The organism is Halobacteriovorax marinus SJ (genome assembly GCF_000210915.2).
Taxonomy (GTDB): Bacteria; Bdellovibrionota; Bacteriovoracia; order Bacteriovoracales; family Bacteriovoracaceae; genus Halobacteriovorax; species Halobacteriovorax marinus.
Genome location: NC_016620.1, coordinates 644,014 through 669,905, shown reverse-complemented (window position 1 = coordinate 669,905; position 25,892 = coordinate 644,014). Strand labels below are relative to the sequence as shown.

20 protein-coding genes are annotated in these 25,892 nt (G+C 36.7%); 7 read left to right on the top strand and 13 right to left on the bottom strand.

What is annotated here, in order from left to right; genetic code table 11:
• Positions 1–11: 11 nt before the first annotated feature.
• The gene (locus tag BMS_RS03150; RefSeq protein ID WP_157868226.1) at positions 12–617 is read right to left on the bottom strand and encodes a YkgJ family cysteine cluster protein; all 606 of its coding nucleotides are present in this window, start codon (positions 615–617) and stop codon (positions 12–14) included.
• A gap of 260 nt (positions 618–877) precedes the next feature.
• On the opposite strand from BMS_RS03150, the gene BMS_RS03145 reads away from it, so the two are divergent.
• The 5 genes from BMS_RS03145 to BMS_RS03125 all read left to right on the top strand — a co-directional run bounded on the left by BMS_RS03145 (position 878) and on the right by BMS_RS03125 (position 9,164).
• Positions 878–2,848: an ABC-F family ATP-binding cassette domain-containing protein gene (locus BMS_RS03145; protein ID WP_014243338.1), complete on the top strand. Its 1,971-nt coding sequence runs from the start codon at positions 878–880 to the stop codon at positions 2,846–2,848.
• A gap of 111 nt (positions 2,849–2,959) precedes the next feature.
• Entirely contained in the window at positions 2,960–4,402 is a 1,443-nt protein-coding gene (locus BMS_RS03140) for a TolC family protein (RefSeq protein WP_044557232.1), read from the top strand.
• A 20-nt stretch (positions 4,403–4,422) separates the two neighbouring features.
• Entirely contained in the window at positions 4,423–7,590 is a 3,168-nt protein-coding gene (locus tag BMS_RS03135) for an efflux RND transporter permease subunit (protein WP_014243336.1), read from the top strand.
• Positions 7,591–7,598: 8 nt separating this feature from the next.
• Complete coding sequence (locus BMS_RS17890) at positions 7,599–8,252, top strand: TetR/AcrR family transcriptional regulator (RefSeq protein ID WP_014243335.1); 654 nt, start codon at positions 7,599–7,601, stop codon at positions 8,250–8,252.
• A 72-nt stretch (positions 8,253–8,324) separates the two neighbouring features.
• Positions 8,325–9,164: a class II glutamine amidotransferase gene (locus BMS_RS03125; protein WP_014243334.1), complete on the top strand. Its 840-nt coding sequence runs from the start codon at positions 8,325–8,327 to the stop codon at positions 9,162–9,164.
• A 2-nt stretch (positions 9,165–9,166) separates the two neighbouring features.
• Here BMS_RS03125 and BMS_RS03120 read toward each other — a convergent pair whose 3' ends face one another.
• The 5 genes from BMS_RS03120 to BMS_RS03100 form a co-directional block, all read right to left on the bottom strand.
• Positions 9,167–10,528, bottom strand: coding sequence for an HD-GYP domain-containing protein (locus BMS_RS03120; protein ID WP_014243333.1), 1,362 nt, complete (start codon positions 10,526–10,528; stop codon positions 9,167–9,169).
• Between the two features lie 62 nt (positions 10,529–10,590).
• Positions 10,591–11,835, bottom strand: coding sequence for a phenylacetate--CoA ligase family protein (locus BMS_RS03115; protein ID WP_014243332.1), 1,245 nt, complete (start codon positions 11,833–11,835; stop codon positions 10,591–10,593).
• Positions 11,832–14,231 (bottom strand): acyl-CoA reductase, encoded by a 2,400-nt coding sequence (locus BMS_RS03110; RefSeq protein ID WP_014243331.1) that lies wholly within the window; start codon positions 14,229–14,231, stop codon positions 11,832–11,834. Before BMS_RS03110 ends, BMS_RS03115 begins: the two co-directional genes overlap by 4 nt.
• Positions 14,228–15,382 (bottom strand): LuxE/PaaK family acyltransferase, encoded by a 1,155-nt coding sequence (locus BMS_RS03105; RefSeq protein ID WP_014243330.1) that lies wholly within the window; start codon positions 15,380–15,382, stop codon positions 14,228–14,230. Before BMS_RS03105 ends, BMS_RS03110 begins: the two co-directional genes overlap by 4 nt.
• Positions 15,379–16,542 (bottom strand): GNAT family N-acetyltransferase, encoded by a 1,164-nt coding sequence (locus tag BMS_RS03100; protein WP_044557231.1) that lies wholly within the window; start codon positions 16,540–16,542, stop codon positions 15,379–15,381. The genes BMS_RS03105 and BMS_RS03100 overlap by 4 nt, the downstream gene beginning before the upstream one ends.
• 137 nt (positions 16,543–16,679) lie before the next feature.
• Between BMS_RS03100 and BMS_RS03095 the strand changes: the two genes are divergently transcribed.
• A complete protein-coding gene (locus tag BMS_RS03095) occupies positions 16,680–17,102 on the top strand; it encodes a hypothetical protein (RefSeq protein ID WP_014243328.1) in 423 nt (140 codons plus the stop codon).
• 1 nt (position 17,103) lies between these two features.
• On the opposite strand, the gene BMS_RS03090 is transcribed toward BMS_RS03095, so the two are convergent.
• Both BMS_RS03090 and BMS_RS03085 read right to left on the bottom strand, forming a co-directional pair.
• Complete coding sequence (locus BMS_RS03090) at positions 17,104–18,999, bottom strand: hypothetical protein (RefSeq protein WP_014243327.1); 1,896 nt, start codon at positions 18,997–18,999, stop codon at positions 17,104–17,106.
• An 86-nt stretch (positions 19,000–19,085) separates the two neighbouring features.
• Positions 19,086–19,718, bottom strand: coding sequence for a hypothetical protein (locus BMS_RS03085; protein WP_014243326.1), 633 nt, complete (start codon positions 19,716–19,718; stop codon positions 19,086–19,088).
• A gap of 145 nt (positions 19,719–19,863) precedes the next feature.
• Here BMS_RS03085 and BMS_RS03080 point away from each other — a divergent pair, with 145 nt between their 5' ends.
• Positions 19,864–20,625: a hypothetical protein gene (locus BMS_RS03080; RefSeq protein WP_014243325.1), complete on the top strand. Its 762-nt coding sequence runs from the start codon at positions 19,864–19,866 to the stop codon at positions 20,623–20,625.
• 28 nt (positions 20,626–20,653) lie between these two features.
• On the opposite strand, the gene BMS_RS03075 is transcribed toward BMS_RS03080, so the two are convergent.
• The 5 genes from BMS_RS03075 to prfA form a co-directional block, all read right to left on the bottom strand.
• Positions 20,654–22,156 (bottom strand): hypothetical protein, encoded by a 1,503-nt coding sequence (locus BMS_RS03075; protein ID WP_014243324.1) that lies wholly within the window; start codon positions 22,154–22,156, stop codon positions 20,654–20,656.
• A gap of 83 nt (positions 22,157–22,239) precedes the next feature.
• Positions 22,240–22,584 carry a histidine triad nucleotide-binding protein gene (locus BMS_RS03070; protein WP_014243323.1) on the bottom strand — a complete coding sequence of 115 codons (345 nt, stop codon included), beginning with the start codon at positions 22,582–22,584 and terminating at the stop codon, positions 22,240–22,242.
• A gap of 2 nt (positions 22,585–22,586) precedes the next feature.
• The gene (gene murA, locus BMS_RS03065) at positions 22,587–23,840 is read right to left on the bottom strand and encodes a UDP-N-acetylglucosamine 1-carboxyvinyltransferase (protein ID WP_014243322.1); all 1,254 of its coding nucleotides are present in this window, start codon (positions 23,838–23,840) and stop codon (positions 22,587–22,589) included.
• 9 nt (positions 23,841–23,849) lie between these two features.
• Complete coding sequence (locus BMS_RS03060; RefSeq protein ID WP_014243321.1) at positions 23,850–24,749, bottom strand: N5-glutamine methyltransferase family protein; 900 nt, start codon at positions 24,747–24,749, stop codon at positions 23,850–23,852.
• A complete protein-coding gene (prfA, locus tag BMS_RS03055; protein ID WP_044557843.1) occupies positions 24,749–25,816 on the bottom strand; it encodes a peptide chain release factor 1 in 1,068 nt (355 codons plus the stop codon). Before prfA ends, BMS_RS03060 begins: the two co-directional genes overlap by 1 nt.
• Between the last annotated feature and the right edge of the window lie 76 nt (positions 25,817–25,892).

Here is a 25,892-nt window from a genome sequence, read left to right as displayed (position 1 = left end):
ACATATCTTTTTTAGAATTCTTTGAAAACAGGACCCAAGTTTTTTTGAGGTGACATTAAATCTAAAACGTCTCTATTACCTTCAAGTAAACTATAAAGTAGATCGGGCATGGCTCCATTTTCTTCACATTGGCTAAAGCCTGCCATTAGGGCCATGTCGGCTTCATGAGTATTTAATAATCTTACAGATTTCTCAAGCCCATCTTCTGTTGAACAATCACTTGGGTCTCCGACGACATAATTTGTTCTGCATACAGAAGGTCTGTGCTCATAGATAGAGCAACTCTTATTTTCATCTAAGAAAATACAAGCTCTCTCTTCATAGCTCAATCGATACCATGTAGAACTATTCTTACTGGCCTTTGATTGTCTCTTAAGCTTTTCAATATCAATTTCATGTCCATTATCGATGAGCTTCTTAAGTAATTGAGCTTCATCATCACTGATACTAACCTGAGTGTGACAGCAAGCTGAACAGCCCTGCCTACAAGAAACGTTCTTAGCGACAGCAGGGTCTTTAAATAGAGACTCCACTCGCTTATTTACTTCTTTATGTACAAGCCTCGCCCTTCTCGCAGGAGAAGACAATTTTCTAAGCTTCTTAATAAGATCATTCATAATCTTAAGCATCTCTGTTTGAGACTTGAAAGCTTGATATGTCCTACTGGCAATGGCTGGAAATTTGATGAGAACCTCCTTGACAGGATCACCCTTTTCCAAAGGCCTTAGTAAAAGTATACCTTTTTAAAAAGAGACTTCCTTCAACAAGGAATATTGTGCCGCTCAGTCCCACACCATACCAGTAAACTCACCCACTTATAATCCCAGGGCTGATCAGATTTCTTGTATTAGCGACGTTTAGAATATATAGTCACGCCATGTCCCTACTGTGCACATTAAGCAATATTCACCTTCATCTTGGAACTAAGAGCCTTTTTAAAGGTGCTGGTTTCACAATTTCCTATGGTGATCAGATCGGACTCCTTGGCCTTAACGGGAAAGGAAAATCCTCTCTCTTTAAGATTCTATCGTCTAACTTAACTCCAGATCACTCTACCCCACCCTTTACTTTTGATAAGGCCAAGTCGGGTGGAGATGACAATCAGGGCTTTTCAACTTTTCTTGTTCCACAGGATATGCAATTAGCTAATGGCGACGAGACGACTATTAAGAATTACTTCTTTAAGTTCTATCCTCTTCACGAAGAAATCCATAAGGAGTTAGAGAGCGTGAATCTAGAGATTGAAAAATCTCATAATGAATCACTAATTGAAAAACAAAAGAATCTCCTTGAAAAACTTGATCACCTTGGCAGCTGGGAGCTCATTCGCTCCTTCGAGTCATACCTTAAATACTTTGGTATCAAAGACTTTAATAAGACAGTGGCAGAGCTAAGTGGTGGAGAGCAAAAAAAGATTTTATTAAGTCTAGGCTTTAGTGCGAAAGAGAATCTTATCCTCTGGGATGAGCCCACTAACCACCTAGATATTGAAACGATTAAGTTATTTGAAGATGAGCTCGTGAGCTCAGGAAAGACATTCATACTTATTTCTCACGATAGATACCTTCTTGGAAAAGTATGTTCTAAGATTTTCCATATAAAGAATGGTCTGATAGAAACATTCAAGGGCTCCTATATAGATTACCTCGACTTTCTTAGTGAACAAGAAGTTGCCAGGCAGAGACTTTTAAATAAGCTTAAGAACTCTCTCACTCGCGAGCAAGCGTGGATGCGCCAAGGTATTAAGGCCCGAGGGACACGAAGTAAGAAGCGTGTTGAAAACTTTCATGAATTAAAAAGTAAAATCACCGATGTTAAAGGTGAAGCAAGAAGAGCACTCGATCTCACTATTGCCTCAAGCCAGAGAAAGACTAGAAGTTTAGTAGAACTTAAAGACGTTTCTTTTTCTTACGATGATAAGAGCATCTTCAATAATCTTGATCTCGATATCTATAAAGGAGACCGCATCGGTCTTATTGGAAAGAATGGTGTTGGTAAAACGACTTTAGTTAAGATTATCCAAGGACATCTAAATGCTAAAGAAGGAAGAGTTAAAGTTGCTGACGATTTAAAGATTCAGTACTTCTCTCAAAAAAGAGAGGAGATGGATGAGGATTTAACTCCTCATCAATTCTTAACTGAAGGCTCTGATCAGGTGAGCCTCCCCGATGGGAGGACACGTCACGTAGCCGCATATTTTGAAAGCTTCCTCTTTTCAAAAGACGATTTAAATAGACCAATAAAAACTCTCTCGGGTGGAGAAAGAGGCCGACTTCAATTGGCCAAGAATCTAACAAGATCAGCAGATATCTGGATCTTTGATGAGCCTACCAATGATCTAGACCTAGAGACATTACAAATTCTTGAAGACACCCTACTTCAATTTAAAGGCTCACTCATTCTTATTTCCCACGATAGGAGCTTTCTCTCTAATGTCACAAATAAGACATGGGTTATTAATAATCATAATATTGAGCAATTTGTAGGTGGCTATGCTCAAGCAGAGAGTTATCTCGAGGCCCTCACTCTTGAAAATATTGTTCTCGAACAAGAGAGAGAACAACAAGAGCAAGCTCCCCTAGAGGCCGAGCCTCCAAAGAGCACTCCTAGTGAAGAGGCCCCTAGAAAGTTAACCAATCAAGAAAAGAAGAGACTAGAGAGTCTTCCTCAGCTAATTGAAGGTATTGAAGCCCAAATTTCAAATATTGATGATCTCATGCTGAAGTTCAATTTTGAATCAATGGACATGGAAACAAGTAAGCTCTACGCAGATTTAGGGCAGAAAAAGAGCAACCTCGAAGAAGAGCTACTTGAGCTATACGAAGAATTTGACCACCTAAGTATCTAAGATAATAAGAAAAATACTAAATTAGTTAACTAAATTACATACCCTCCTTGTATAAATTCAAACATTCGTTTAAAGTCAAACAAACGTTTGAATTCCAAAGGAAGAATAAAAATGAAAATTTTAAAGGTCGCATCGCTAATCGCCTTAATGGGTGCGAATACTATTGCACAAGAAACCATCACATTAACTGAAGATATTATAAAGAAAGAGGTCAACAACTCTGCTCCTAACACTTTGGCCATTGAAGCAAGTTATCTATCTGTAGAATTCCAAAGAGAACTCTTTGAAGAGAACTTTGACTTTAATCTTGTTGGGTCTGCCAATTACTATAAGACATCAGAAAATTCTTTTACTCCTCAAATTCCAGTTAGCTCACCTATTAAAAGCTACAAAGTCGGTGTTGAAAAAGGACTTGGTACAGGAATGAAAATTGGCGTAAATACTTTTTCAGAACAGATGACAAGCTCATACGTAAATAAGGGAACCACAAATGGTTTTGGTGCCCAATTCTCAATGGACCTTTACAAGAACTTTCTTGGGCGACTAACAAGTGCTCAACGAGAAGTTCTAAAGGAAAGTGTCCAACGTGCAGATCTTCAAAAAGGTATACAGAAGAAATCATTCTACTTAACTCTAAGAAAGATCTATTGGTCTCTAGTGGCCAATAATGAGCAACTTAAGATCTCAAAAGAACTCTTAGAGCTGTCAAAGAAGCAATTAGTTGACTCTAAAAAGAAGTACCGAAATAAGATTGCTGAAATTAGTGAAGTCTCAAGATCTGAATCACAGATTGCTGATAGAAAGGCAAGAATTATAAATCTTCAGTATCAAAAAGAAGTACTTATTCAACAACTAAAAGAACTTCTTCCAAACTTCTCTAATAAGGAGGTTGTTTTAGGAAGTTACTCTATTGATAATACATCAAAAGAACTTTTAAGCTGTATTGCTCAGATATCATCTTTTAATGAAGCTCCACTTCAGTACTCTAACTACGATGAAATTTTAAAATCACTACAAAGTGAATATTCTCAACAAAGAAAGATTACCAACTCCTATAATGCAGCTAATGTAAACCTCATCTCAGAGGTCAGAAGATTAGGAAAGACAGAGGGATACTCAAATGCTTGGGATAAATTCTCAGATGATGGAAGAACATCATTTTCTGCTGGTATTGAAGTTAAGATTCCTCTTGGGGGAAGTACTTCAAAGTCTGAAGAACTACAAAGATTACTAGACAAGAAGAGATTCATTTCTCAAAAAGAAGAAATTGTTGCGAAGGTTAATGCCTATCACTCACAAGTGGTAAAGAATATTAAACTTCTACAACAAGTAATCCAACAGCAGAATATCAATAGCGAAAAGCTAAGTATTACTTTAAAGCACACAAAGAAAAAGTATAACCAAGCAAGAGTATCTTTTAGAGACCTTATTCTCGACCAAGATGCGCTTCTAAGTAGTAATTTACTTGAAGTTCAAAGCCAATTATCAATTATTACAACACTCATGGACTACTTTACTGTTTACACAGAAATGCCATGTAAAATAAATAACTAATTTTAGACCAGAGATATAGTATGAAAACACTTTCAAAATTCTTTATAGACAACTCTAAACTCTCCATCGTTCTCATGTTGGGACTTTTGATTTATGGAATCATGGGACTAGCAAAAATGAATGCGGAGTCTTATCCAAACGTTAGTTTCGCTACTGCAATTGTGACGACTCGTTACGATGGTGCGACGGCGCAGGATATTGAGACAAAGATTACGAAACCAATTGAAGATGAAATTAGAACCGTAAGAGGACTAAAGGATGTAAACTCCACAAGTCAATCTGGTCTAAGTACAATCGTCATCAGAGTAGATATGGACAGAGCTGGAATTGATGTAGAAACAGTCATCAGTGATATTCAAAAAGCTGTCGATAGAACAAATAAGTTACCTGCAGACCTCATCGATAGACCAAAGTTTAGTGAAATCAAATCAGAGGAGATGCCAGTCTTTCAAATTGCGGTTTTAGGTAGTAATGAAAATCGAAGTAGAGATATTATTGCTGACCATTTAAAAGAAGAGTTAGAAGATAATAAGCTCATTAAAGGTGTTACCCTAGAAGGATTTGCCAAGAGAACATTTCAAATAGAAGTTAATAACGACCTTCTCAATAAACATCATATTGGTATGCAAGAGTTAATCTCTAAAATCCAAGCTAGAAATGTTAATATTCCAGGTGGTAACTTAAAGCAAGATAAGACTCAACAACTGCTTCGCCTAGAAGGAAAGATTAAGAACACAAAAGAACTTGAAAACATCCTAATTAGATCGAACTTCTCTGGGCAGTCTATCTACCTAAAAGACGTTGCTAAAGTTGTTGACGGTGAAGAAGAAATAAAAGTTAGAACAAGGTATAACGGTGAAGAGGCAACGCTATTAACGATTGCCAAAAAAGCTGGCGCAGATACAATTACTCTCGTTGACGATGTCGAAAAGAAGCTTCATGAATATGAAAAACTTTATACAGATAAAGCAGACTTTAAAGTCTTCTTGAATGAGTCGATTAAGGTTAAAGATAAACTAGATGTATTGGCCAACAACGCAGTCTCAGGACTTATTCTAGTTATCGTGTTCCTCTTTATTTTCTTACCGGGTAAAATTGGGCTCATGGCTTCGCTCTCACTTCCTCTAGCAATTATGGGGACTCTAGGAATTATGCCGGCATTTGGTATGAACTTGAATACCATTACGGTTTTGGCCCTCGTTATCGCTCTAGGAATGTTAGTTGATAACTCAGTTGTTATCTCTGAGAACTTCACAAGGCTAAGGCAAGAAGGTAAGAACTCAAAAGAAGCAGCATTAGAGTCTATAAAAAGTCTATGGCTTCCTATTACCGCCACTGCATTTACGACAATCGCCGCATTCCTACCGATGCTAGTTACAAAAGGGATCATGGGGCAGTTCATTAAGTGGATTCCAATTATTGTAACAATATCCCTACTGCTTTCTTTAGTAGAGAGTTTCTTCTTTCTTCCAATGAGATTAGTGAGTGCAGGGAACTCAGTCAAAAAAGATAAAGATGGAAATTCTAAGAAAGACTGGTTCCACAAATTTGAAAATAAGTTTGAAAAAATCATGACTGTAATCGTAAGAAGAAGATACATTGCCGTAGCAGGTTTCTCTGCTCTGATTGTTTTCGCTCTCTTTATGATGACTGCGGGAAATAAGTTTATTCTCTTCCCTGCTGATCAAACAGAGATTTACATTGCAAGATTTGAATTACCGAATGGTACGAAACTAGAAGAAACAAACTCCAAACTAAGAGATCTCTCTAACGATATAAAAGAAGTTCTTGGAAAAGATGTAAAACACCTAATCGGAAAGTCTGGAGAATCAAAAGTACAACTTACTGACCCTAAAGCAACAGAGGGAAATAATGTAGGTATTGTTTTCATCTATGTTACAGATGAAGCCAAGCTCAATCTCTTCTACACAACAGTTCTTGAAAAACTTAGAGCGCAAGTTCCTAAGGACGGTTACAAGAGTTTAACTTTCGAAGCTCAAGTCAATGGACCTCCAGTAGGGAGTGATATTGAAGCGACATTTAGATCAAATGATATGGAACAACTCGACAGTCTAATTGGTAAAATCAAAGCAAGACTAGAGAAAGTGCCTGGAGTTCTGGATCTTAAAGTAAACGATATCATTGGTGATGATGAAGTCTTTATCAATATAGACTATGAAAAAGCAGACCAACTAGGACTTAATATCTTTAATGCAGGAGACACTGTTAGAAGTGCTATCTCAGGAAGAATTATCTCAGAGGTTACTTTAAATAATAAAGATGTTGATTTAAGGGTTAGTTTTAAAGAAAGCGACAGAACAGATATTACTAAACTAAAAGATGTAAACATAATGGATTCAAGAGGAAATCTAGTCCCACTTGGAACATTTGCTAAATTTGAAACTAAAGATGGTACGCCTCAAATTAAGCGCTTTGACTTTAAGAGATCAAAGACTTTAGCTGGGTCTATCAATGAAAAGAAAATTACAGCAATGGAAGCGAACCAAATTCTTCTTAAAACTTATGAGGAGCTAAGAAAAGATTTCCCAAGTGTTTCTCTAGTCTTTGGTGGAGTTGCTGAGTCGACAAAAGAATCAATGGAAAGTTTGGCTCAAGCCAGTGTACTTGCTGCCATTGGAATTTTTGCAATACTAGTATTCTTATTTAAATCTTATTTAAGACCACTTATTATCATGATGACTATTCCTCTTGGACTACTTGGTTTCTCAATTGCTTTTGCGACACCAGTTCTAAGTGGTTATATGGATAGAACAAGACCAATTTCCTTTCTTGCACTTATTGGAATTATCGGACTTGCAGGAATTATCGTGAACTCAGGAATTGTTCTTATCAGCTTCATTGATGAAATGAGGGCAGAGGGAAAACTATCTCTAGAAGAGATTCTCATCAAAGCTTCAGGAATGAGATTAAGAGCAGTACTTGTAACATCTCTAACTACTGTTAGTGGGCTCTTCCCTACAGCTTACGGTGTTGGTGGTTCAGACCCGACTCTCGTTCCAATGACTCTTGCTATGGCCTGGGGACTGACTTCTGGTACAATACTTACACTTTCTTTTATTCCACCAGCGTATGCAATTTTGGAAGATTTCCTAAATTTAGTTAATAGAATTACCAAGAGAAAGAAACATATTGAAGAAGATATGGACGGAAGCGAAGAATTAGCATAGGTATAATTATGACAAAAGTTAATGATACTAAATGTAAAATTATCAATGTGGCCCTAAAGCTTTTTGGTTGTAAGGGCTACGACGGCACTTCTGTAAGAGACATTGCTAAAGAAGCAGATGTGAACCTAGCATCTGTGAACTACCACTTTAGCAACAAGCAAAACCTCTATTTAGAGGTCTTTAATAACAACTGTGAGGAAGTAGAAGATCAGCTCTCTAAACTATATCAAGAGGGAATGAGCTTAGAGGACTTTGCAGTTGCCATGTTTGAGTTTTACACAACAAATAGCCCTAAGCTTCTCAATACCTTTAGACTGATTCTCAACGAAAACCTGGACTTCTCAAAAGATGGTTCAGGAGTTTGTGTAACAAAGCTCGGTCCTCCGGCCGGATGGCTCTTCTTAAAGCTAGTCACAGAAGAAGTTGGAGAAGAAATACCATTAGATGGTAGGTTTTGGGCCGTCATTACGATCATTTCTCATGTGTCACATATGGCCATTATCCTTAGCTCTAGCATAATAAAGCAGCACTGTGAGCACCTTAAGTATCTGAATAAAGAAACGCAAATTAGAAATATTCGCTTACAATGCCGTTCCACAATAAACTTTCTTAAGTCAGAACCATTCTCAACTTGGGATGAGAATTTCAAAGTAAACATATAATTTACAACCTTATTAATCCCCACTCTGACCTATGTTATAATATTGAAAAATAAAATTAATATAGGTTAGAGAATGTGCAGATTATTTGGATTTCGCTCAGTCATTCAGAGTCAAGTTCACCACAGTTTAATTAGTGCTGAAAACGCATTAGAGGTTCAAAGTAACAAGCACCCAGATGGGTGGGGTGTTAGTTATTATACTGCTGGTGCTCCCCATGTTATCCGCTCAGAGAAAACTGCAGTAAACGATAATATTTTTAAGAAAGTCTCAGGAATCGTAAGTTCTGAAACCGTCGTTGCACATATTAGAAATGCCACACTGGGTACTGTAAATATTCTCAACACTCACCCCTTTCAATATGGGAATTGGATATTTGCACATAATGGAAATATTAGAGATTTTGATAAATATAAAGATGAGATTATCGCAAGAGTCTCACCCCACCTTAAGAGATTTATTCTTGGAACAACAGATTCTGAGCTACTCTTCTACTTCATCCTGACTAAACTTAGCCAGAGGGTTGAACTCTCAGATAGGCATTGTGACATTGATATTCTTCAGGAGTGTATTAAGAAGTCTATTGACGAGCTTACAAGTATCATTGGGGATTATTGCCCCAATGATGATGGGAAAAATACTGAAACTTTCCTAACTTTCATTTTAACAAATGGAAAGACAATGATTGCTCATCAAGGTGGGAAGAAGCTTTACTATTCAACCTATAAAGTAAAGTGTTCCGAAAGAGATACTTGCCCTTACTTCTCGCAGGAGTGTGAAGCTCCTACTAAGAGTGGAAAGATAAACCATCTCATATTTAGTAGTGAACCACTTCATGGAGATAATACTTGGATTCCAATGAATGTCGGACAAATGATAGGTGTAGATGAAGAGATGAACCTCTCCATCTACTAAGACTACGCAACTTCAATAGACTTTTGAAATACGTTAATAAGCCCCTCTAATGGCTTTCTATAATTACCTACGCTAAACCTCTTTTCCATTCTCTTGATAATGACAGGGATCTTTGTAAGATCAAACTCTTCTCTGTAGAGTTCATCCACAAATGCGTGTGCTACAATGAATACTGCTGAAAGCTGAGAAACTCTATGGTGACTAAGCCCTCTAGGAAAGCCATTCCCCTCAGGTTTCTCGTGCTGAGAGAGAAGAATTTCATCAACATTTAAAGGTATCGTATCATTGGCCTTTACAATATTTGCAATTTGTTCAGGGTGAGATTGATAGTGCGCAATTTGTTCTGGAGTATACTCAGTCATTTCTGGCTTTTGTAAGTTCATTACCATTGCCATTTTTGCATCACTTAAACAAACATCTTGTAATATTGCTGCATAACTAAGCTTCTTTCTAATTTCTTCTGAGTCCCACTCCATATGAGAACAAATTGAATTTGAAAAGTAGGCGATCATATAACTATGATCTAATAAGTAGTCCTTTCTATCTTTTAAAATAGAGAGAAGCCTATTTAAAATTCTATCACTAGAGAGACTACTCTCTATTTGATAAGCAGTGTAGTCTACTAGGTTTACCACTTCATCAGTTAAACCAGACTCCAGTACCATTTCATGAACTATATCTAATGTATTAACAACCGCATCGTCCAAGTACTTTGGATCTAAGTTTCTATCTTCAATAAGAAAAGGAGTTGTTGCTAAACTTGCGCCGAAGTCATCATAATCTTCAGAATTAATATAGAGAAATTTTATATTCTTCTCTCTATATCTTTGAAGATCATCTCGAGTATAAATATCATCCTTTCTTAGAACTTTGACATATTTATCATCATTGATTTTGATAAAGACATCACAGAGAACTTTATTAAATCTTAGAAAGTATGAAAGTCTTACCTTTCGATACTCCTCCTCTGCATATTGAAAATTTAAATTTCTTCTCTTCTTTAAAATATCTAAGATTAAATTATGAAAAGATTCACAATTGATATCGTTTTGAATGATTTGACCTCTACTATCTAGCTTGGAAAAGGCCTTATATTCTAGTGAGTCTTCTAAGGACTCAGTCGTATTAACAATTAAATCACTCTGATGCCCATTCAATAAGAGACCCGAGATCTTCATTCCCTCTAATTTAGCACTCATATGACATGAAATCGTAATATCAATTGAAGGATCTTGGCTCAACCTTTCTTCCAGCTCTCCATAAGAGGAAACTTCGTAGACATCTACGTTTGTAGGCAAGTTATCTAAGTACAGATTTAGCCTATCCTTTATTTTGTGATTGTTTTGGGCCAATAAGATTTTCAAGTTCTAGTCTCCATAAAATTATCTAAGTAAATAATAGCATGGAATCTATAAAATCTAGTAGCTTAGATGAATCTTTCGTCTATAACTAACCTTAATTTACCCGTTCTAGGATTCTTCAATAATTCGTCAACTAATACTATTGAAACTTTTAAATCTGCAATATTTCCAATATCTTTCTCCTTCTTATACATAGGTCTTTGCATAAAAAAGGACTCTTTAAATAAATGAACGTAGTTTAAAATATTTAGGTTTTCTTTACTCTGAACACCTAAATAGACGTGCAAATAATCTTTGCCACTCTCTCGTTTGATTATTAATTGGACCCCCGAAATTGCCTGTTTCTCTCCGATTGAGGCCGCAGTATTCACTATATCCTCACGAGTCACAGTTACCGCACCAATTCTCGCTCCTTCGTCGGCCCTCCCCAGAAGAGAGAACCTCTTACCTACCTCTGTCCACGAGGCCATATCACCAACTGGATAGCGAACGATGGGCATAAGTCTTCTAGATAAGTTTGTATAAATAAGGCGCCCAACTTTATTCTCTTCTAGAATAACTTCATTTGTATCTGGATCTACAATCTCCATATAAGTTTTATCAAAAACAATATGCTCACCTGCTGTGCAACTCTTATCGACATATCCAAGCTGACCACCATCAACACTTGCATAACCAATAGAAGAGATATGAGCCTCTGGGAATGCTCTTTGAAGTTTCTCTCTTTGATCATCAAAAAGTGGCTCTCCTCCATAGTAAATTTGATTAATACAATTATCACTTGATTCAAATGAGGCTGCCAGGCTCACTAAAGATGTTGGAACACCAAAGAGAACATTTATCTTGTAAGAGTTTATGATTCTCTTTGTCTCTTCAATACTTGTCTGACCTGTAACTGGAAATTGCACAACCTTATTCTTTAACTTTTCCACACTCTTATTAATAAATAAAAAAGATGCATAGAGATCACCAGAGTAGAATAGGTTTGCACAACGATCCCCTTTTTGAAGTCTTAGCTGATCCATTCCAAATGAGAAATCCGTTGTAAACGTCTCCCACTCTTCTTGCGTGAAGAAGCTAGACTTTGGAACACCTGTTGTTCCGCCGCTTTTAAAGACAACTCCATCACTTAAGTCTGACGTTAGTACGGAATTATTCTCAAATCCATTCTTAGACCAATAGTCATCTTGATTTAAAATAGGAAGATCTGAAATACTATAATCTTTGAGGGGGACATCCCTATAGAGTTCCTTATAAAAAGGTGAATTCTCTCTTACAAAATCAATATGCTCTCTTAGGTTTTGTTTCAATACTTCCTCTGGTCTACTACTCTTAGGATTTTTCCACTACTCTTTGAGGAGATAAAATCTGAACTAAGTGACTTTATAACTTTAAAATCGGTTGTTAACTCGTGACAAAAAGCTTCACTTAAATCTTTATACTTAGATGCAAAGTCCACTTCTTCTATCGTGATGCCATTCAAGTATAAATTTATTGTATCTTTAGTGGATTCATTTGTAAGTATAATTTGAAATTGATCACTATATTCAAAACTATCTTTTAGGATTTTTTCGAACTTAAGAAAATTAAAAAAAGTTCCACCACTTCTAAAGATATCTCCAGCTCTCCCTAGAAGCTCAAAGCGTAGCCCTTTTCTCATACAACGACATTTATCTTTAACAATTCTTCCAAGGTCCCCTAAGTCATACCTATCAATCGATAGCGTCTCTCGGGCCTTTGACGTGAAGACTAATCTGCCCACTTCACCGTCAGGCACTTCTTTATCAGACTCTAGAGATAAAACCTCTAGTGACTGTATGCTTTCATTTAAATGATGGATAGAACCTTCACAGTACTCGCATTGAAAGCCAAGTGGTCCAGCATCAACTGACCCATAGCTAGCGGAGCGTATAATCTCAACCCCATAATCTTTAATTAAAAGAGTCTTCATTTTTTCAGGAAAGTGCTCTCCACCAAAGAAGATCTTCTTTATGCAACCCTTCTTTAGAATGCTACCTTTTTTAGTGAAGAGTTCCACAATATATGATGGCATTCCCAGTAGTGTATCAACTTGATACTCAACAATAGATTCTGCGACAAACTCTAAGTCCTCATATGCGGCCATAGGAAATTGCAAGGCCTTCATTTTTTCCAATATTGTAAAGAAACTTAAGAATCCTCCATACAGACCTCCACCGAAGAAGAGATTCATACATCGATCATTCTTAGGATCAAGACCAGCAGCATAGAGCCCCTCAGAGGCCGCCAACATCTGTGTATGATATGAATGGTAAGAGAATGTAGAGAGCGCGCTTTTACCTGAGCTTCCCCCACTTCTAAAGAAGAGCTTATTTCTCTCATCATCAAGAGATAAGCTTTGAAAATCTTCCTTAGTCATTACGGGTAAACTCTTATTAATAATTTGTCGCCCTTCACTTTTTTCATCTAGACGATAATTTCTTTTTAGAATATCTAGATCAAGACTGACTCTTTTAACAAATCTTCTTAAAGCATACTCTCCATCATGAGGCTCGCCTCCGTAAGATTCCTGCATTCTTCCAAGTTCTCTTACTCTCGTCACACCTGCCTTTAAGATGTAATTGATGACATCAAAGTTATCTTCAGAAATTGAAAGACCTACTGTCTGCAAGTAGCCTCTATGTTTTTGGAAAGTTTCAACTATATTATTCGAAGTAATAGACTTGATCCAAATAGTTCTATTTAAAGGAGAGGCCTTAAAATCACTATTCTTCTCTATATAAATTCTCCACTCACCCTTTTTAGAAGTAATTAGATTTTTTTCTAAAAATAGAGATTCAAGTCTTAATAATTCATTATAATTTGTGAGTTCAGCTCTTTGTTGAATATCCAAATCAAGCTCATTGCAGTCCTCATGTGTAGAGAATGAATCAGATAATAATTGCGCAAAATCCATCAATTGCTCATAGCTTGCGTCTAGTAAGTAACATACTTGAGGAGCTGAACATGCCTGTTGATTATTTAAGAGAATCTCATCAACTAATTTTCGACTAGTCTCTGCGTTAGCTGAGTTATTATCAATAAGGGCAAAAGATATTTTATGTCCCCAAGGTATAAATCTCTTATTATTTGGTACTTTCGCTTTAATGCTCTCAAGAGCACTATCACCACCCCAACACGAAACTCCATCGACCACATCAATCAAGTCTGAGAGATCTAAAGTTTGATTCTTTAAAAGTAAAATTCTCTTTTGCAGTTTTTCGCTTCTATCGTGCTTAAGTAATTGCTCTACTAACTTAAAACATAAATCGTCATCTCTTCTGCTGAGTTTAACGATATTCATATTTTGTGATATTAGTCCTTCAACTAAGGCAAGAAATGAAAGGCCTTCAGAGTTTGCCGAAGTGATATGCAATAGACTTCCTAGAGGTGCGTAGCCCTCCATCTCAGCATTTTGGAATTCATTTTTCTTTATACTAAATGGTTCGTGATTACCAAGCTCAGAGACGATCTTTTGTTTGAGACTATCTTTGCTACAAAATTCTTTTATTTCGGCAAGAAGAAAGGCGTCCATCTCTAGACTCTCAACATTTTTTGAAAAATGGTCTAAGCAATCTATGATTTCATCGAGGTGAAGATCAGTAGACATCCCCTCTAACACGTATCTAATTAGTTCTGTCTTTGTAAGCTCTTCTAAATATTTTCCCTGGCATAAAATACTCATCATATTTTCTCCAAGAGCTCACTAGCTGCCACGGCACAACTCTTATTCTTTGAAATCCCTGCACGTCCCAAGATTTCAAACCAAGGTGTATTTAAATTACATGAGCACTCGCTCTTTACAATGGCCAAGTCGCCCATCAATACACTATTTGCAGGAACCGACGTAATATAAGGTGATATCAAATTAAGATATCCAGGCTTTCCCTCTTCGACAGGCTCAAGAGTATCGACATCTCTAATCAGTACTCGTGACCAAACAGGAATATGAAATCGATGCTCAGAGCACTCCACATAGGGAATACAGTGCTCTACTGATCCAAACCCATCTCTCAATCTTTCATTAGGTATACCAAGCATCTCTTCACACAGAGAATAGAATTCTTTTTTAGAAATGGCCTTGTCTTGATGCCCTTTCCAGCCTCCGCCCAAGAAGACCAAGGAGTCTTTATTCAATTTTAATGGCGCGATACCTAGCTCTTTCATTTTAGTTAGAGTGAAGTAAAAGAAAGATGGAAATCCAAAAACTCTTACCGCACGTCCCTCTTTTTCAAATTTCTGTAGAGCTTCTATACATCCAAAGACATCAAATTTATGACCTTCGTCTTTTCCAAGAAACCTCAATCCATATTTAACTTCATTTATTGGTGCATACTTACATAAGAAGTTATCTGTGTATGCAGTACCGAGCTTACTTCCCTCTTCTGGTTCATAGGTAAAGAGTAAGTAATTTACTTTCTCTTGGCTGATCCATCCATAGGAGTTAAATATCTTATCAACCATTGCCTGAGCACTACCTATGGTCCACTCATCAAAGAAAATTTGAGATTTTTGTCCCGTCGTTCCCGATGATGTTAAGTGAAGATAAACCTCTTCCTCAGTCACTGACTTAGTCTCATGATATTTAAAAAAGTTTGCAATAATGAAAGGAACTTCACGAAGATCTTTGATATCTACAAGTTTACTTGTATCAAACTTTCTAGAGTTCAATAATTTTCTATAAAACTCATTTCTCTCTCTATGCCAGAGAATATTTTCCTTCATGGCCTCAACAAAGAGTTTGTCATTTTCATTCGAATACTCGTAAGGACGCTCAAGGTTACAGAGTTCTTCGACTCTAGATAATGACTTCTTATCTACAACTTCAAGTGACTTCATGAGTTCACCCTAAGAATATTTAGGTGCATATCAATCCACTGTTTTGCATATTGATCAAGATATGGCTTAAATGACTTATGGATTGAAAGCTCACTAAAGTCTAGTGGTACCATTGTTCTTGCCAAGAGAATATAGTCTTGCCCAACGCCTTCTTCAAATCTCATTGCCGGATAAACAGCTGAGGGAAGAAAGTTATTTTCAGTTAAAAAGCATATTGGCTCTCTTCTATCAGATCGAACCATTGTTTCTACGTAGTAGATTCCAATTTCCTTCATTGCAAAGAGCATCTTATTAATTTTCTCTCCCAATGAGATAATACTTTTATTGGCCGTAATGATGACACAGTAGTGATCTTTCTTACTAAAGGCCGCGAATATTTCAATCCCCTCTTCCATATTGGAGATAAGAAGATTGGGTCTGTGAAATGGATAAAAGACTGACTCTCTATCCTCTTTAAAGGTTTCATCAAATCTCTTCTCCACGAAGTTCTTTGCAAAAATAAATTCGAACTCTCCCTCTTTACAAGTCAAATCCTTAAACTGATGATCTCTCTTAATTAAACAAGGGGCAGTATCAAAATGAGCATCATTTCCAGTAATCTCTTTTTCAACGAGAGAATAAAATGGCTCTACAGATTCTGGAACAACAGTAGGAACTTTTCTTTTTTCTAGAACTCCATCTGCGAAAATTGCAAGTAGGGCCAAAGTCTCATAGGTTTTGATTCTTCTACAATTTGGAAAAAAGCCAAGTGGAATAAATCCATTCTTCATCAACATTGTTTGCGAAGAGTGAGAGATAGTCCTTGCAGTCGCATAAATTGAATTTACAAGTTTCTTTTCTTTAAGGACCTCATTTACAACATGGCCAATGAACCCTGTAGCAAGCCCATGCTTTCTGTATTCATCGTGAACAGCAACCCCTGATAATTTACCAATTAGGTTTTCTCTTTCAATTTGAATAATGCCAGATACTATAATTTGATTTGAATCGGTACATCTCATCACATACCAATGGTTTTCCTCTGGATGATTGAGGGCCTCTTCCATAACCGATCGTTTTGTTCCAATATCTAGAGGATAGTCTTCACCGTAGACTGACAAATACAGTGACAATAACTCATTAACATCAGTTAATTTGGCATGCTCTATGACTGTATTCATACATCTCCAATGGTGAAATTTGCTCACTAAAAAACACTCTCATTGCCATGTATCATATAGAGAAGCCTCACTAAATATACGTGAAAAATATTTAGGGTTTTGCGAGGTATAGAACACATAATTTCAAGTGGTTAGCTATGAGACAATTTACAAAGCAATTCATCCTCTTCCTTTTTCTAGCACTGATTACTAGTTCAATGAGTTTTGCTAGGAAACCGGCGGTAGAGCCTGTTAGCGGGATATCGATTGAAGAGTACAATGACGTTCCACCTTCAAAGGCAACTCCTTTTGACTTTACTCAAAAGAAAGAACAGCCTAATGCTGCAGTAAAAAAAAACGAGGTAAAGACAACGACAATTAATGAACTAGATGATGCAAAATCTAGTACGAATCAAATCATTGTTATTCTCATGGTGTGCTTACTTCCAATTGCTGTCTGGCTTGGTTTAATGAAAGGAGTTAAGGATCTTGAAGAAGAAACTCCAAATAATGTTGTAGATCTAGAGTCAAAACGTGGCGATGATGACAACGACGATATGAATTTCCCAAAGGCCTCTTAAACTACTGGGCCTTAGGGACATCACTTACAGAGTCTTCCAAAATATAATCAGGTATCTCAATTCCAACATCTTCAACCTTTATATATTCTTTTCCATCTTCATCATAAGACTTACTAACCTTAACTGAAGTTTTAACACCTTCTTCATACTCAGTGATATAGACGTCAGTATTCTCATCGAAGCCCTCAACAGTAGTCTCACCATTGAATTCGAGATCTCCTTCTCTATCGTAACCCAGAATCTCTAGATACTTTGGAAGAACGTAGTAGCGCCAGACTTCATTAAAACTAAGGCTACTATAGTACTCATTTGCACTTGATAGCGATACATTCAATGCACTTAAAGAAATAATTGAACCTGCTGCAATTCCCGTTTTAGATTGTATAAGTCTCGCTAACTTTGGAATAACTTTGTGTTTTAGTGGGTTTAGAAATGCCACATCTTTTAAACCACCCAATACACCGGACCACAGAAACATAAATGGAAGCATCTGCATTTGTTGCTTAAGAGTTTCAGAATTCTCTACAGGGTGACCTAGAGCTGCATATAGCTCATTAAAGCCAACGCCTAACCCAACCAGTCCAATTCCAGAAGCAACACTGACACCCGCAACTCTCCTCCAATTTCTTAGGAAGGCCCTAGTTTTTGAAGGTTGTTTAGCAATATTTATCGCACCTCCAAATGCATTGCGTGTCTGGAAAGAAGCTTGGCAATTAATCTCAGACATAATTGGAGTAAAGATTAAACCGTTGGCGACAACCTCCCATGGGAATCTCTCAAAGCTCTCTTCATTAGACTTGTACATATAACCTAACATAGACCAGGCCACGACAAAGTCTGCATACATTGCATTTCTAGCTTGAGGAAATTGTCTCAAGCAGCTGAAGTTTCTTTTAAATCTATCCGCACCAATGAGTCGTTGAAAAATACTCTTGGTCTCTTGGAGCGCGCAATCAGGATCTCCACCACAGTCATCGATATCTTTTTTCTTCTGAGTAAACATATCAATTGCGTAATCTCTGATCTTCTCTTTAATCGACTTCTTAGGCATTGCAGGTTTCTTAGAGAAAGGAATAAATTCAACATAGTTATTAGAGAGTAAGTCTCCAAGCTTTTGATTATCCTCTGCTCCATTTTTTAGCTTTACAAAAACGTCTTCAGAAATAAATTCATTATCAGACATCCACCTTAAAAACTCAGGTCCTTGGAAATTCTCTTCAAAAATATGGAAGTTAGATACCGCTGCAACAGTATCATCTAAGAAGTCTTGATAATTACTGTACTCATTAATATTCTTAGAGATGATCGAATTATAATCCGCCATTGCGGCCTCTTGAATATTTTTCAACGCTGTTTTTTCGGCCGAGCTCTTTTTCTTTAACTTAATTAAATTTTTAAATGAAAACCCTTCACTCTCTCTCCACTTTTTGAAGACCCCTAGCGAAGATTCAAAATTGTCTGAAACACTTTTAGATCTATCAAAAGAAGAAACAACATCATCAACGTTCAATCTAAACCATGTATTAAACTCTACAGGATCGATCTCTTTGGAGCTGTCTTGAATTAACTTAGAGTAAGCAAAAGATTGAAATTCTCTCTCTAGATTTTCAGATGGGATTCTCGCAATAGATCTCTCACCAATTCTGTCGCTTACTTTTTTAATCTGTTGAACTTCTTTAGTTGAATATACTTTTGAACTTGGAAAGAGATCTGAAAGACCGTTCTTCTTAACAATCTTTCTTCCCTTAATGAAACTATTCATAATTTGAGCGCAGCTTCCCTTTACCGAAGGTTTTACTTCGTCTAGTGAGGCCACAGTCCTTCCATTTTCTACTACCGATGAACAAGAAATGAGAAGAAAGGAGAATAAAGTAATTAATGAGTTTCTATAGAGCATTCATAATCCGATTTTCAAAATAATAAGCTATGAATCTTATCGGACTTTATGAGGAAAACTTTAAAGGGAATAGCTATGAAAAAAAGCTAAAATTTCAACCACTTACCTTTTGATAAATACATAAAAACGCTGGCCGTATTTCCTTGTTTAACTAGTATTTCTTTAGTGCCATTGCGATTAAAATCTACAAAGCTCAACTCGTTAGGTCTTTGAAAGTAATAGCCCTGCTGAGTTCTCTTCTCTTGCCAGAAAATGGGACCCTTCTCCATATAGATTTTATTCAAATCTTGATGATCAATAGTCACAAAGTATAAACGAACGGTTGAATTAAGTTCTGTGTACTTTGTCATCCCCTCATAAAAGAAGAAGACTAGTCCCAGGCTATCTTTGGATAATTGCCTTACTCTAATTTTATAAACCTTCGCACCAAAGCCATTCACTTCAAGTTTGAAAGACTTAAGTCTAGTTTCATCATAGCCTAGAAAGTGAATCCATGACTTTCCATCTTTGAATTCGTAGAAGATAGATTCCTTTCTGTGGTCTCCGTCTAAATCAATTTTATGAAGAGGAGTATTCACCACATACTTAGCATCGGACGCGAGTTCGTCTCTGACTTCCTTATCTAGCTCGGCCCTAAAGAGCTCGCGAAAGCTTCTCTCATCCTGTGAAAAGCTGCTCATAGAGATGAGAAATAGGAATGTAACTAGCAAAAATCTCATTGATTTATTTTAACATATCTCCCATATAGCAACGCCCCGTGCAATTTCTGCAGTGAAAAGCCGCTATTCTTCAATCATTTATTCACATAGCAAGGACTATAGGCTAGAATTTTGCTCAACTTTAAATGATTTATTGGGAATATATATGGAATTTAGCCTAGGATTAATTAAGTCTGAAAATCAATTTTTACTGAAATCTTTCGACGCAGGTACTGAAGATAATGGAAAGGTATTAGATTTAAGTGAATTAAAGAACTCAAATCTACAGGCGCTTTTCTATGATGAAGAGCAAATTGAAAACGAAGACCTAAAAGCAACTCTACTTGAAGACAGTCGCTTCTTCCCTATTAGATCACTTAAAGAAATAAACTCTGATTACGAATCTTTTCAATCTCTTTCTCTAGACGAAGTAAAGAATATTTTTTCAAAGGTTCACGACAACTGGCTACTTCAAAATAATGTCACTCTTCTAGAAGAGCTATTTAAAGTAATTACTCATTTAAATGGGCTATGGCCAAATGATAGAACTACTTTCTTTGAGGAACTTTGGTTTATCTTAAAATCAAACTTAGGAGCAAAGTCAGTTAGAATTATCTTTAACGATATTCAGATTGCAAAAAAAGAAAATGAGAAAAATAAATTGATTCAAGTGAAAGTTGAAGGCGAAAGACTTCCAAATCCAACAGAAGGTGGAGAGCTTGAAGCAAAAATCATGTCAAACTACGAGAAAGATTTCAATAATACTTTTGATATTGCAGAGTACTCAGGTGAAAAGGGCCAACTAGTTATTACGGCCACTATTAAAAAGAGTCCTGTAGTGATTATGGCCGAAGTCTATGAGTTAAGTAGAATGCAAAAGGCAATTCTAAGTGCTCTATTCACTGGTCTCTCTGAGAATATCCAATAAGAAAGGGCCAAATATGGCCCTTATTTCTTTATTCAATAACCCTTAAATTCATTTTCGTTTTGATTCCGACCTTCACCAAGTCAACAGAAGGGCTAAAACTGTCATATTTCTCAGTTTGTACACTATGTATATAAAAATCTCCTTCAACCTCTCCACGCCTAACATAATGAAATAATCTACACTCTCCATTACTTTGAACAAGCTTTCCTTCTTTAAGTTGACTTAAAATACTTAAATTAACATTTGAAATAGTTCCACCCCCCGGAAGAGAATTAAGAATTATTAATAGTGATTTCTTATTAGTCTTAACTTCTGCATGACCCATTTTAACCATTTCAGTAAGAAAGCTCTCTCTTCCATTAAATCTTAACTTAATTCTAGAAACTTCACTTTTCATATTTAAAGGAGTTTCATGAGTTACAATCTTCTCTCTAGAAACATTGCAATATCTTGAACGAATATAATCATCATTCTTATAGTAGTTAACTTTTTGTGGTTCGCTATACTTATGAATTGAATGCTTTAAGCCTATAGGTTGAATCATTAAAGTTTTCGTAACCCCCTCTTTAAAAACAAAGTCTACAGATTGAGCTCCAAAGATCTCTTCAACCTGGCCTCTCGTCTCAATCTTCTGTGGCTCAACTAAAGCAAGAATTTGCCCTGCCAATATTTTCTCATCTAACTTTATAAAATTAATTTTCTTATAATGACTAACCTTATGAGTATCCTCAAGAACTGTTGAAATGCTTTTTCCATTAGGAATAAAGAAGATTTTCTCCTGAGTGGTATTAGAGAGAATTAAAAGACTTCCTTTCTCTAAAGTCTCACTCTTCCAATCGACAAGGCTCATTTCACCATTATTAAAATTATCCACTGTGTAGATGACTTTTGACTTCTTTGTTAATTTATCAAAAGCAAAGTCTAGAGCAATACCGGGAACCTCAAACTTGTAGGATTCAACAGGCTTCTCTCCATAAGAAAACCCATCGACCTGCTCCTCTTCATTCTCAAGCTGAGATGAAACATACACACCGAGATCATTTTCTATACCTGCGCGATAATCAAGATCTAAGTAATATCCAGTCTTATTATTTTTCAAGAAAAAGAAGGTTGAGATATTTACTTTATAATTCTTAAGTTCTTCAAGCTTGATGTTATTTATAATTTTAAAGAGTTCATCATTTTTAAAAGAGATACTATAAGTGAAAATATCACTCATCTCCAAAGTATTGGGACGATTGCCATCTAATATATCTAAGAGTTTACTACGAAGATATCTTTCATCTTCAACTTTTAAATCAATCTCTTCAGTCACTTGATCATTATTCAAAATAGACAATCTTGATTTCTGTGAGATTAGCTTCAAGGTAGGGACTTGAAAGTCTTTAGTATTGGCCTCTACACTTTGTTGATCAACGGCTTGAGATTCTTGTTCATTCAAGCTCATTGGAGGAGAGAATTTTAATTTACTCTCTTTACTACAAGAAAAGGATAAGAGAAGAATTGATAAGAGTAGAAAAAATTGATTCATGGTGACTCCTTGGTTTGGGTCACCCTAGAGCGTAAATGTCGTACTTGTCTTTTTTAAAGAAAGAGGGACTGGATTTAATTCACTTATGAACCAAATCCGGACAATTTCTCTCCCCCTAAGACATGGAAGTGTGTGTGAAAAACAGTTTGACCGCCATCGGAACCTAAGTTTGTCACAACTCTAAAACCTTTCTTAGAGAGATCATTTGATTTTGTGTAGCTAGAAATGGCTTTAAAGATATCGCTTAGTTGAGCAGGATCACTATCTGAGATTTCATTTACATTTTCTGTATGATCTCTATGAATAAAGAGTAAGTGCTCTTTGGCCATAGGACTTAAGTCTCTAAAGCCAATTACAGAATCATCTTCATAGACTCTTGTTGAGGGAATCTCATCCTTTAAGATCTTACAAAAAATACAATCACTCATACTTACTCCGAAACTCTCTCTAGTTTTGCACCTAAGCTCATTAGCTTATTTGCTAAGTTATCATAACCTCTATCTAGATGATAAATTCTCGATATTTCAGTTTCACCACTAGAGGCAAGTGCTGCAATGATAAGAGCTGCTGACGCTCTAAGATCAGTACACATAACAGGAGCACCCTTAAGCTCTCTCTGTCCCTCTACAATGGCAGTATTACCTTTAAGTTCAATACTTGCTCCCAACCTATTTAGCTCTGGAACGTGCATAAACCTATTTTCAAAAATATGTTCTGTAATGATTGAGCTTCCCTTAACTTGGGTTACAAGCGCCATCATTTGGGCCTGAACATCAGTTGGGAAACCAGGAAAAGGTGCTGTATCAATTCGACAAGCTTCTAGCTCTGACTTTTTAACTTGTACAAAGTCTGAACCGACTTCGATATCGGCCCCCATTCTCTTTAGCTCATCAATAACGAACTCTAAGTGGTGCGGGTTAAAGCCTTCAACACGAACATTTGATTTCGTGGCCAGTGCTGCCATTATATAAGTGGCCGCTTCAATACGATCTCCAATAGCAGTATACTCAACCTCATTAAGAGACTTAACACCTTCGATTTCAATTTTCTTTGTTCCAATTCCAGAAATCTTTGCTCCCATAGCATTTAAGAAGTTAGCAAGATCATCTATTTCTGGCTCAAGGGCCGCATTTTCAATAATAGTTTTTCCCTTCGCATAGACTGCCGCCATCATCAAATTCTCTGTGGCACCTACTGATGGGAAGGCCAATACGAGGTGAGCTCCTTTTAGAGGACCATCAGTTTCGGCGTAAACATAACCACCCTCAAGAGTGATCTTAGCGCCCATTTTCTCTAAGTTTGTTAAATGCAAATCTATCGGACGCGTACCAATAGCACAGCCCCCAGGAAGAGAAACCTTCGCCTTATGTAATCTAGTGAGAATTGGTCCTAAAGTAAAAATGGAGGCCCTCATTGTCTTAACAAGATCATAAGTTGCTTCATGAGAATTTAGTGTGGATGGATCTAAGACAACACTACTTCCCTTTCTCTCTATTCCAACACCTAAGTTTCCTAGTAGCGTTAGCATCGTATTTATATCTCTTAGATTTGGAATCTCGTTTAAAGTAATCCTTTTCTCACTTAATAAAACCGCTGAGAGAATTGGTAAATATGCGTTCTTCGCCTTAGAAATTCTAACTGAACCTTCAAGTGTACACGGTCCATTAACTATTATCTTATCCATTTTTAAATCCTATTTCTTCGCTACTAAGAAGCGATTTCTATTGGTGTAGTCCTTGAGGATTTTCACAGTTGAAAAACCTATCATATTGCAAACTTCACACAGGTCTTCAAGATGATCTTCATGACCTTCCATAATAAATATCCCTTCTTCATAAAGGGAGTTCAGTACTTGCTTAAAGAGAGTTCTAAACCACTCATCATATGAGTCATCCTCTAAATAGAGGGCCAAATGCGGCTCATAATTATCTACTTGATGATGAACAAAGTCTCGGTCCTCTCTCTTTTTAATATAGGGAGGATTACTCACGATTAGATGAAACTTCTCTTGATCTAAATCATTCATTCGATCAGTACAAATAAGTCGAAGAGATGACTCCCTAGGAATTGTGTAGCGAAGGTTAAAGTAATTTCTTCTAGCAACCTCTAGAGCATCTTTTGAAATATCTGTTGCAAATGCCTCAAGCGGACGAGGCATCTCTTGCAAGAGAGAAATTATAATTGCCCCACTCCCCGTGCCTATATCTAAAATCCTAAGTCTCTCATCTGACATTTTCATCCAATCCCTAAGAAAAGATGAAGCCGTCTCGACTAGAATTTCAGTTTCACTACGAGGAATTAAAACATTTTCTGAAACATCAAATTCAGATTTATAGAAATGGGCCCTTCCTCGAATATACTCGAGAGGGTAACCCTTAACTAAACTATTAAAGTAATTTGTAATTGGATTTGTATGACTCGGAATATAGCGAGAAGAAAATAAATCATCTACATTGATCTTCTTCTGTCTCGCATATTGAGTGAGTTCATCTTTTAATCTATTGATTGTTAAACCTGGATACAATTCAGACAATCTCTCTTTTTTATCAGAGAAGAAATTCTCTAAATATGTTCCAAGACTTATTGGAATCATTACTCTTCTTGACCCTTAAGTAGCTCAGCTTGGTTGTGAGCAATAAGAGCATCTGTAACAGGTGTCATATCACCTTCGATAATCTTATCGAGAGAGTAGAGAGTTAATCCAATACGATGATCTGTTAGTCGTCCTTGAGGAAAGTTATAAGTTCTAATTCGCTCAGACCTATCACCCGTTCCTACAAGACCTTTTCTCTCAGCAGCTTCAGCAGCATTTTTCTCCTGAAGCATTTTATCGTAAATTCTATTCTTTAAGATTCTCAGCGCCTTCTCTTTATTTTTAAGCTGAGACTTCTGATCTTGGTTGGCCACAACCGTTCCTGTTGGAATGTGTGTTACTCTAACCGCTGAGTCAGTTGTATTTACCGACTGCCCACCGGCTCCACCAGAGCGGTAAACATCAATACGTACATCATTCATATCTAGATCAAATTCCACATCATCAGTTTCCGGCATAACTGCGACAGTAATTGTCGAGGTATGGACCCTTCCCTGAGACTCCGTTTTAGGGACACGTTGAACTCTGTGAACACCAGACTCATACTTAAGCTTTGAGTATACTTTCTCACCAGAGACAGAGAAGATAATTTCTTTAATACCCTCATCACCTTCTGAGATCGAAACCTGCTCTACTTTGAAACCTAGATCTCTAAAGTAGTTTGAGTACATTCTATAGACATCTCCAACGAAAATTGAAGCTTCATCCCCACCAGCTCCGGCACGAATTTCCATCATCACGTTCTTATCATCGAGAGGGTCTTTTGGAAGTAGAAGAATTGTAAGGCGCTCTTCCATCTCTGGAATTTGTGGCTCGTTTTCGGCGATGACTTCTTTTGCCATCTCCTTCATATCTTCATCTTTCTCATTCTTTAAAATTTCTTTTGCTTCATCAATATCTTCTTTCATTTGACGATATTCTTTATAAGCAACAACAACTTCTTCTAAGTTAGATCTCTCACTAGAAATCTTCTTAAATTCATCTTGTCTGTCGTAGATCGTTGGGTCAGCTAGCTTTTCTGTTAACGTCTCAAACCTTTCAATTACGGCATCAAGTTTATCAAACATAGACATATTTTTTTTCCTATTTTTATAGCCTACAAATAAATAAGCCCTTCACTTAGGAAGGGCATCAAAATTACTT

What these genes read in the sequence shown, in the direction of transcription:
- BMS_RS03150 (WP_157868226.1), bottom strand. Translation starts at nt 617, where the DNA reads ATGAATGATCTTATTAAGAAGCTTAGAAAATTGTCTTCTCCTGCGAGA.
- BMS_RS03075 (WP_014243324.1), bottom strand. Translation starts at nt 22,156, where the DNA reads ATGAATCAATTTTTTCTACTCTTATCAATTCTTCTCTTATCCTTTTCT.
- prfA (WP_044557843.1), bottom strand. Translation starts at nt 25,816, where the DNA reads ATGTTTGATAAACTTGATGCCGTAATTGAAAGGTTTGAGACGTTAACA.
- BMS_RS03100 (WP_044557231.1), bottom strand. Translation starts at nt 16,542, where the DNA reads ATGAATACAGTCATAGAGCATGCCAAATTAACTGATGTTAATGAGTTA.
- BMS_RS03125 (WP_014243334.1), top strand. Translation starts at nt 8,325, where the DNA reads ATGTGCAGATTATTTGGATTTCGCTCAGTCATTCAGAGTCAAGTTCAC.
- BMS_RS03090 (WP_014243327.1), bottom strand. Translation starts at nt 18,999, where the DNA reads ATGCTCTATAGAAACTCATTAATTACTTTATTCTCCTTTCTTCTCATT.
- murA (WP_014243322.1), bottom strand. Translation starts at nt 23,840, where the DNA reads ATGGATAAGATAATAGTTAATGGACCGTGTACACTTGAAGGTTCAGTT.
- BMS_RS03140 (WP_044557232.1), top strand. Translation starts at nt 2,960, where the DNA reads ATGAAAATTTTAAAGGTCGCATCGCTAATCGCCTTAATGGGTGCGAAT.
- BMS_RS03085 (WP_014243326.1), bottom strand. Translation starts at nt 19,718, where the DNA reads ATGAGATTTTTGCTAGTTACATTCCTATTTCTCATCTCTATGAGCAGC.
- BMS_RS03080 (WP_014243325.1), top strand. Translation starts at nt 19,864, where the DNA reads ATGGAATTTAGCCTAGGATTAATTAAGTCTGAAAATCAATTTTTACTG.
- BMS_RS03145 (WP_014243338.1), top strand. Translation starts at nt 878, where the DNA reads ATGTCCCTACTGTGCACATTAAGCAATATTCACCTTCATCTTGGAACT.
- BMS_RS17890 (WP_014243335.1), top strand. Translation starts at nt 7,599, where the DNA reads ATGACAAAAGTTAATGATACTAAATGTAAAATTATCAATGTGGCCCTA.
- BMS_RS03110 (WP_014243331.1), bottom strand. Translation starts at nt 14,231, where the DNA reads ATGATGAGTATTTTATGCCAGGGAAAATATTTAGAAGAGCTTACAAAG.
- BMS_RS03095 (WP_014243328.1), top strand. Translation starts at nt 16,680, where the DNA reads ATGAGACAATTTACAAAGCAATTCATCCTCTTCCTTTTTCTAGCACTG.
- BMS_RS03105 (WP_014243330.1), bottom strand. Translation starts at nt 15,382, where the DNA reads ATGAAGTCACTTGAAGTTGTAGATAAGAAGTCATTATCTAGAGTCGAA.
- BMS_RS03060 (WP_014243321.1), bottom strand. Translation starts at nt 24,749, where the DNA reads ATGATTCCAATAAGTCTTGGAACATATTTAGAGAATTTCTTCTCTGAT.
- BMS_RS03070 (WP_014243323.1), bottom strand. Translation starts at nt 22,584, where the DNA reads ATGAGTGATTGTATTTTTTGTAAGATCTTAAAGGATGAGATTCCCTCA.
- BMS_RS03135 (WP_014243336.1), top strand. Translation starts at nt 4,423, where the DNA reads ATGAAAACACTTTCAAAATTCTTTATAGACAACTCTAAACTCTCCATC.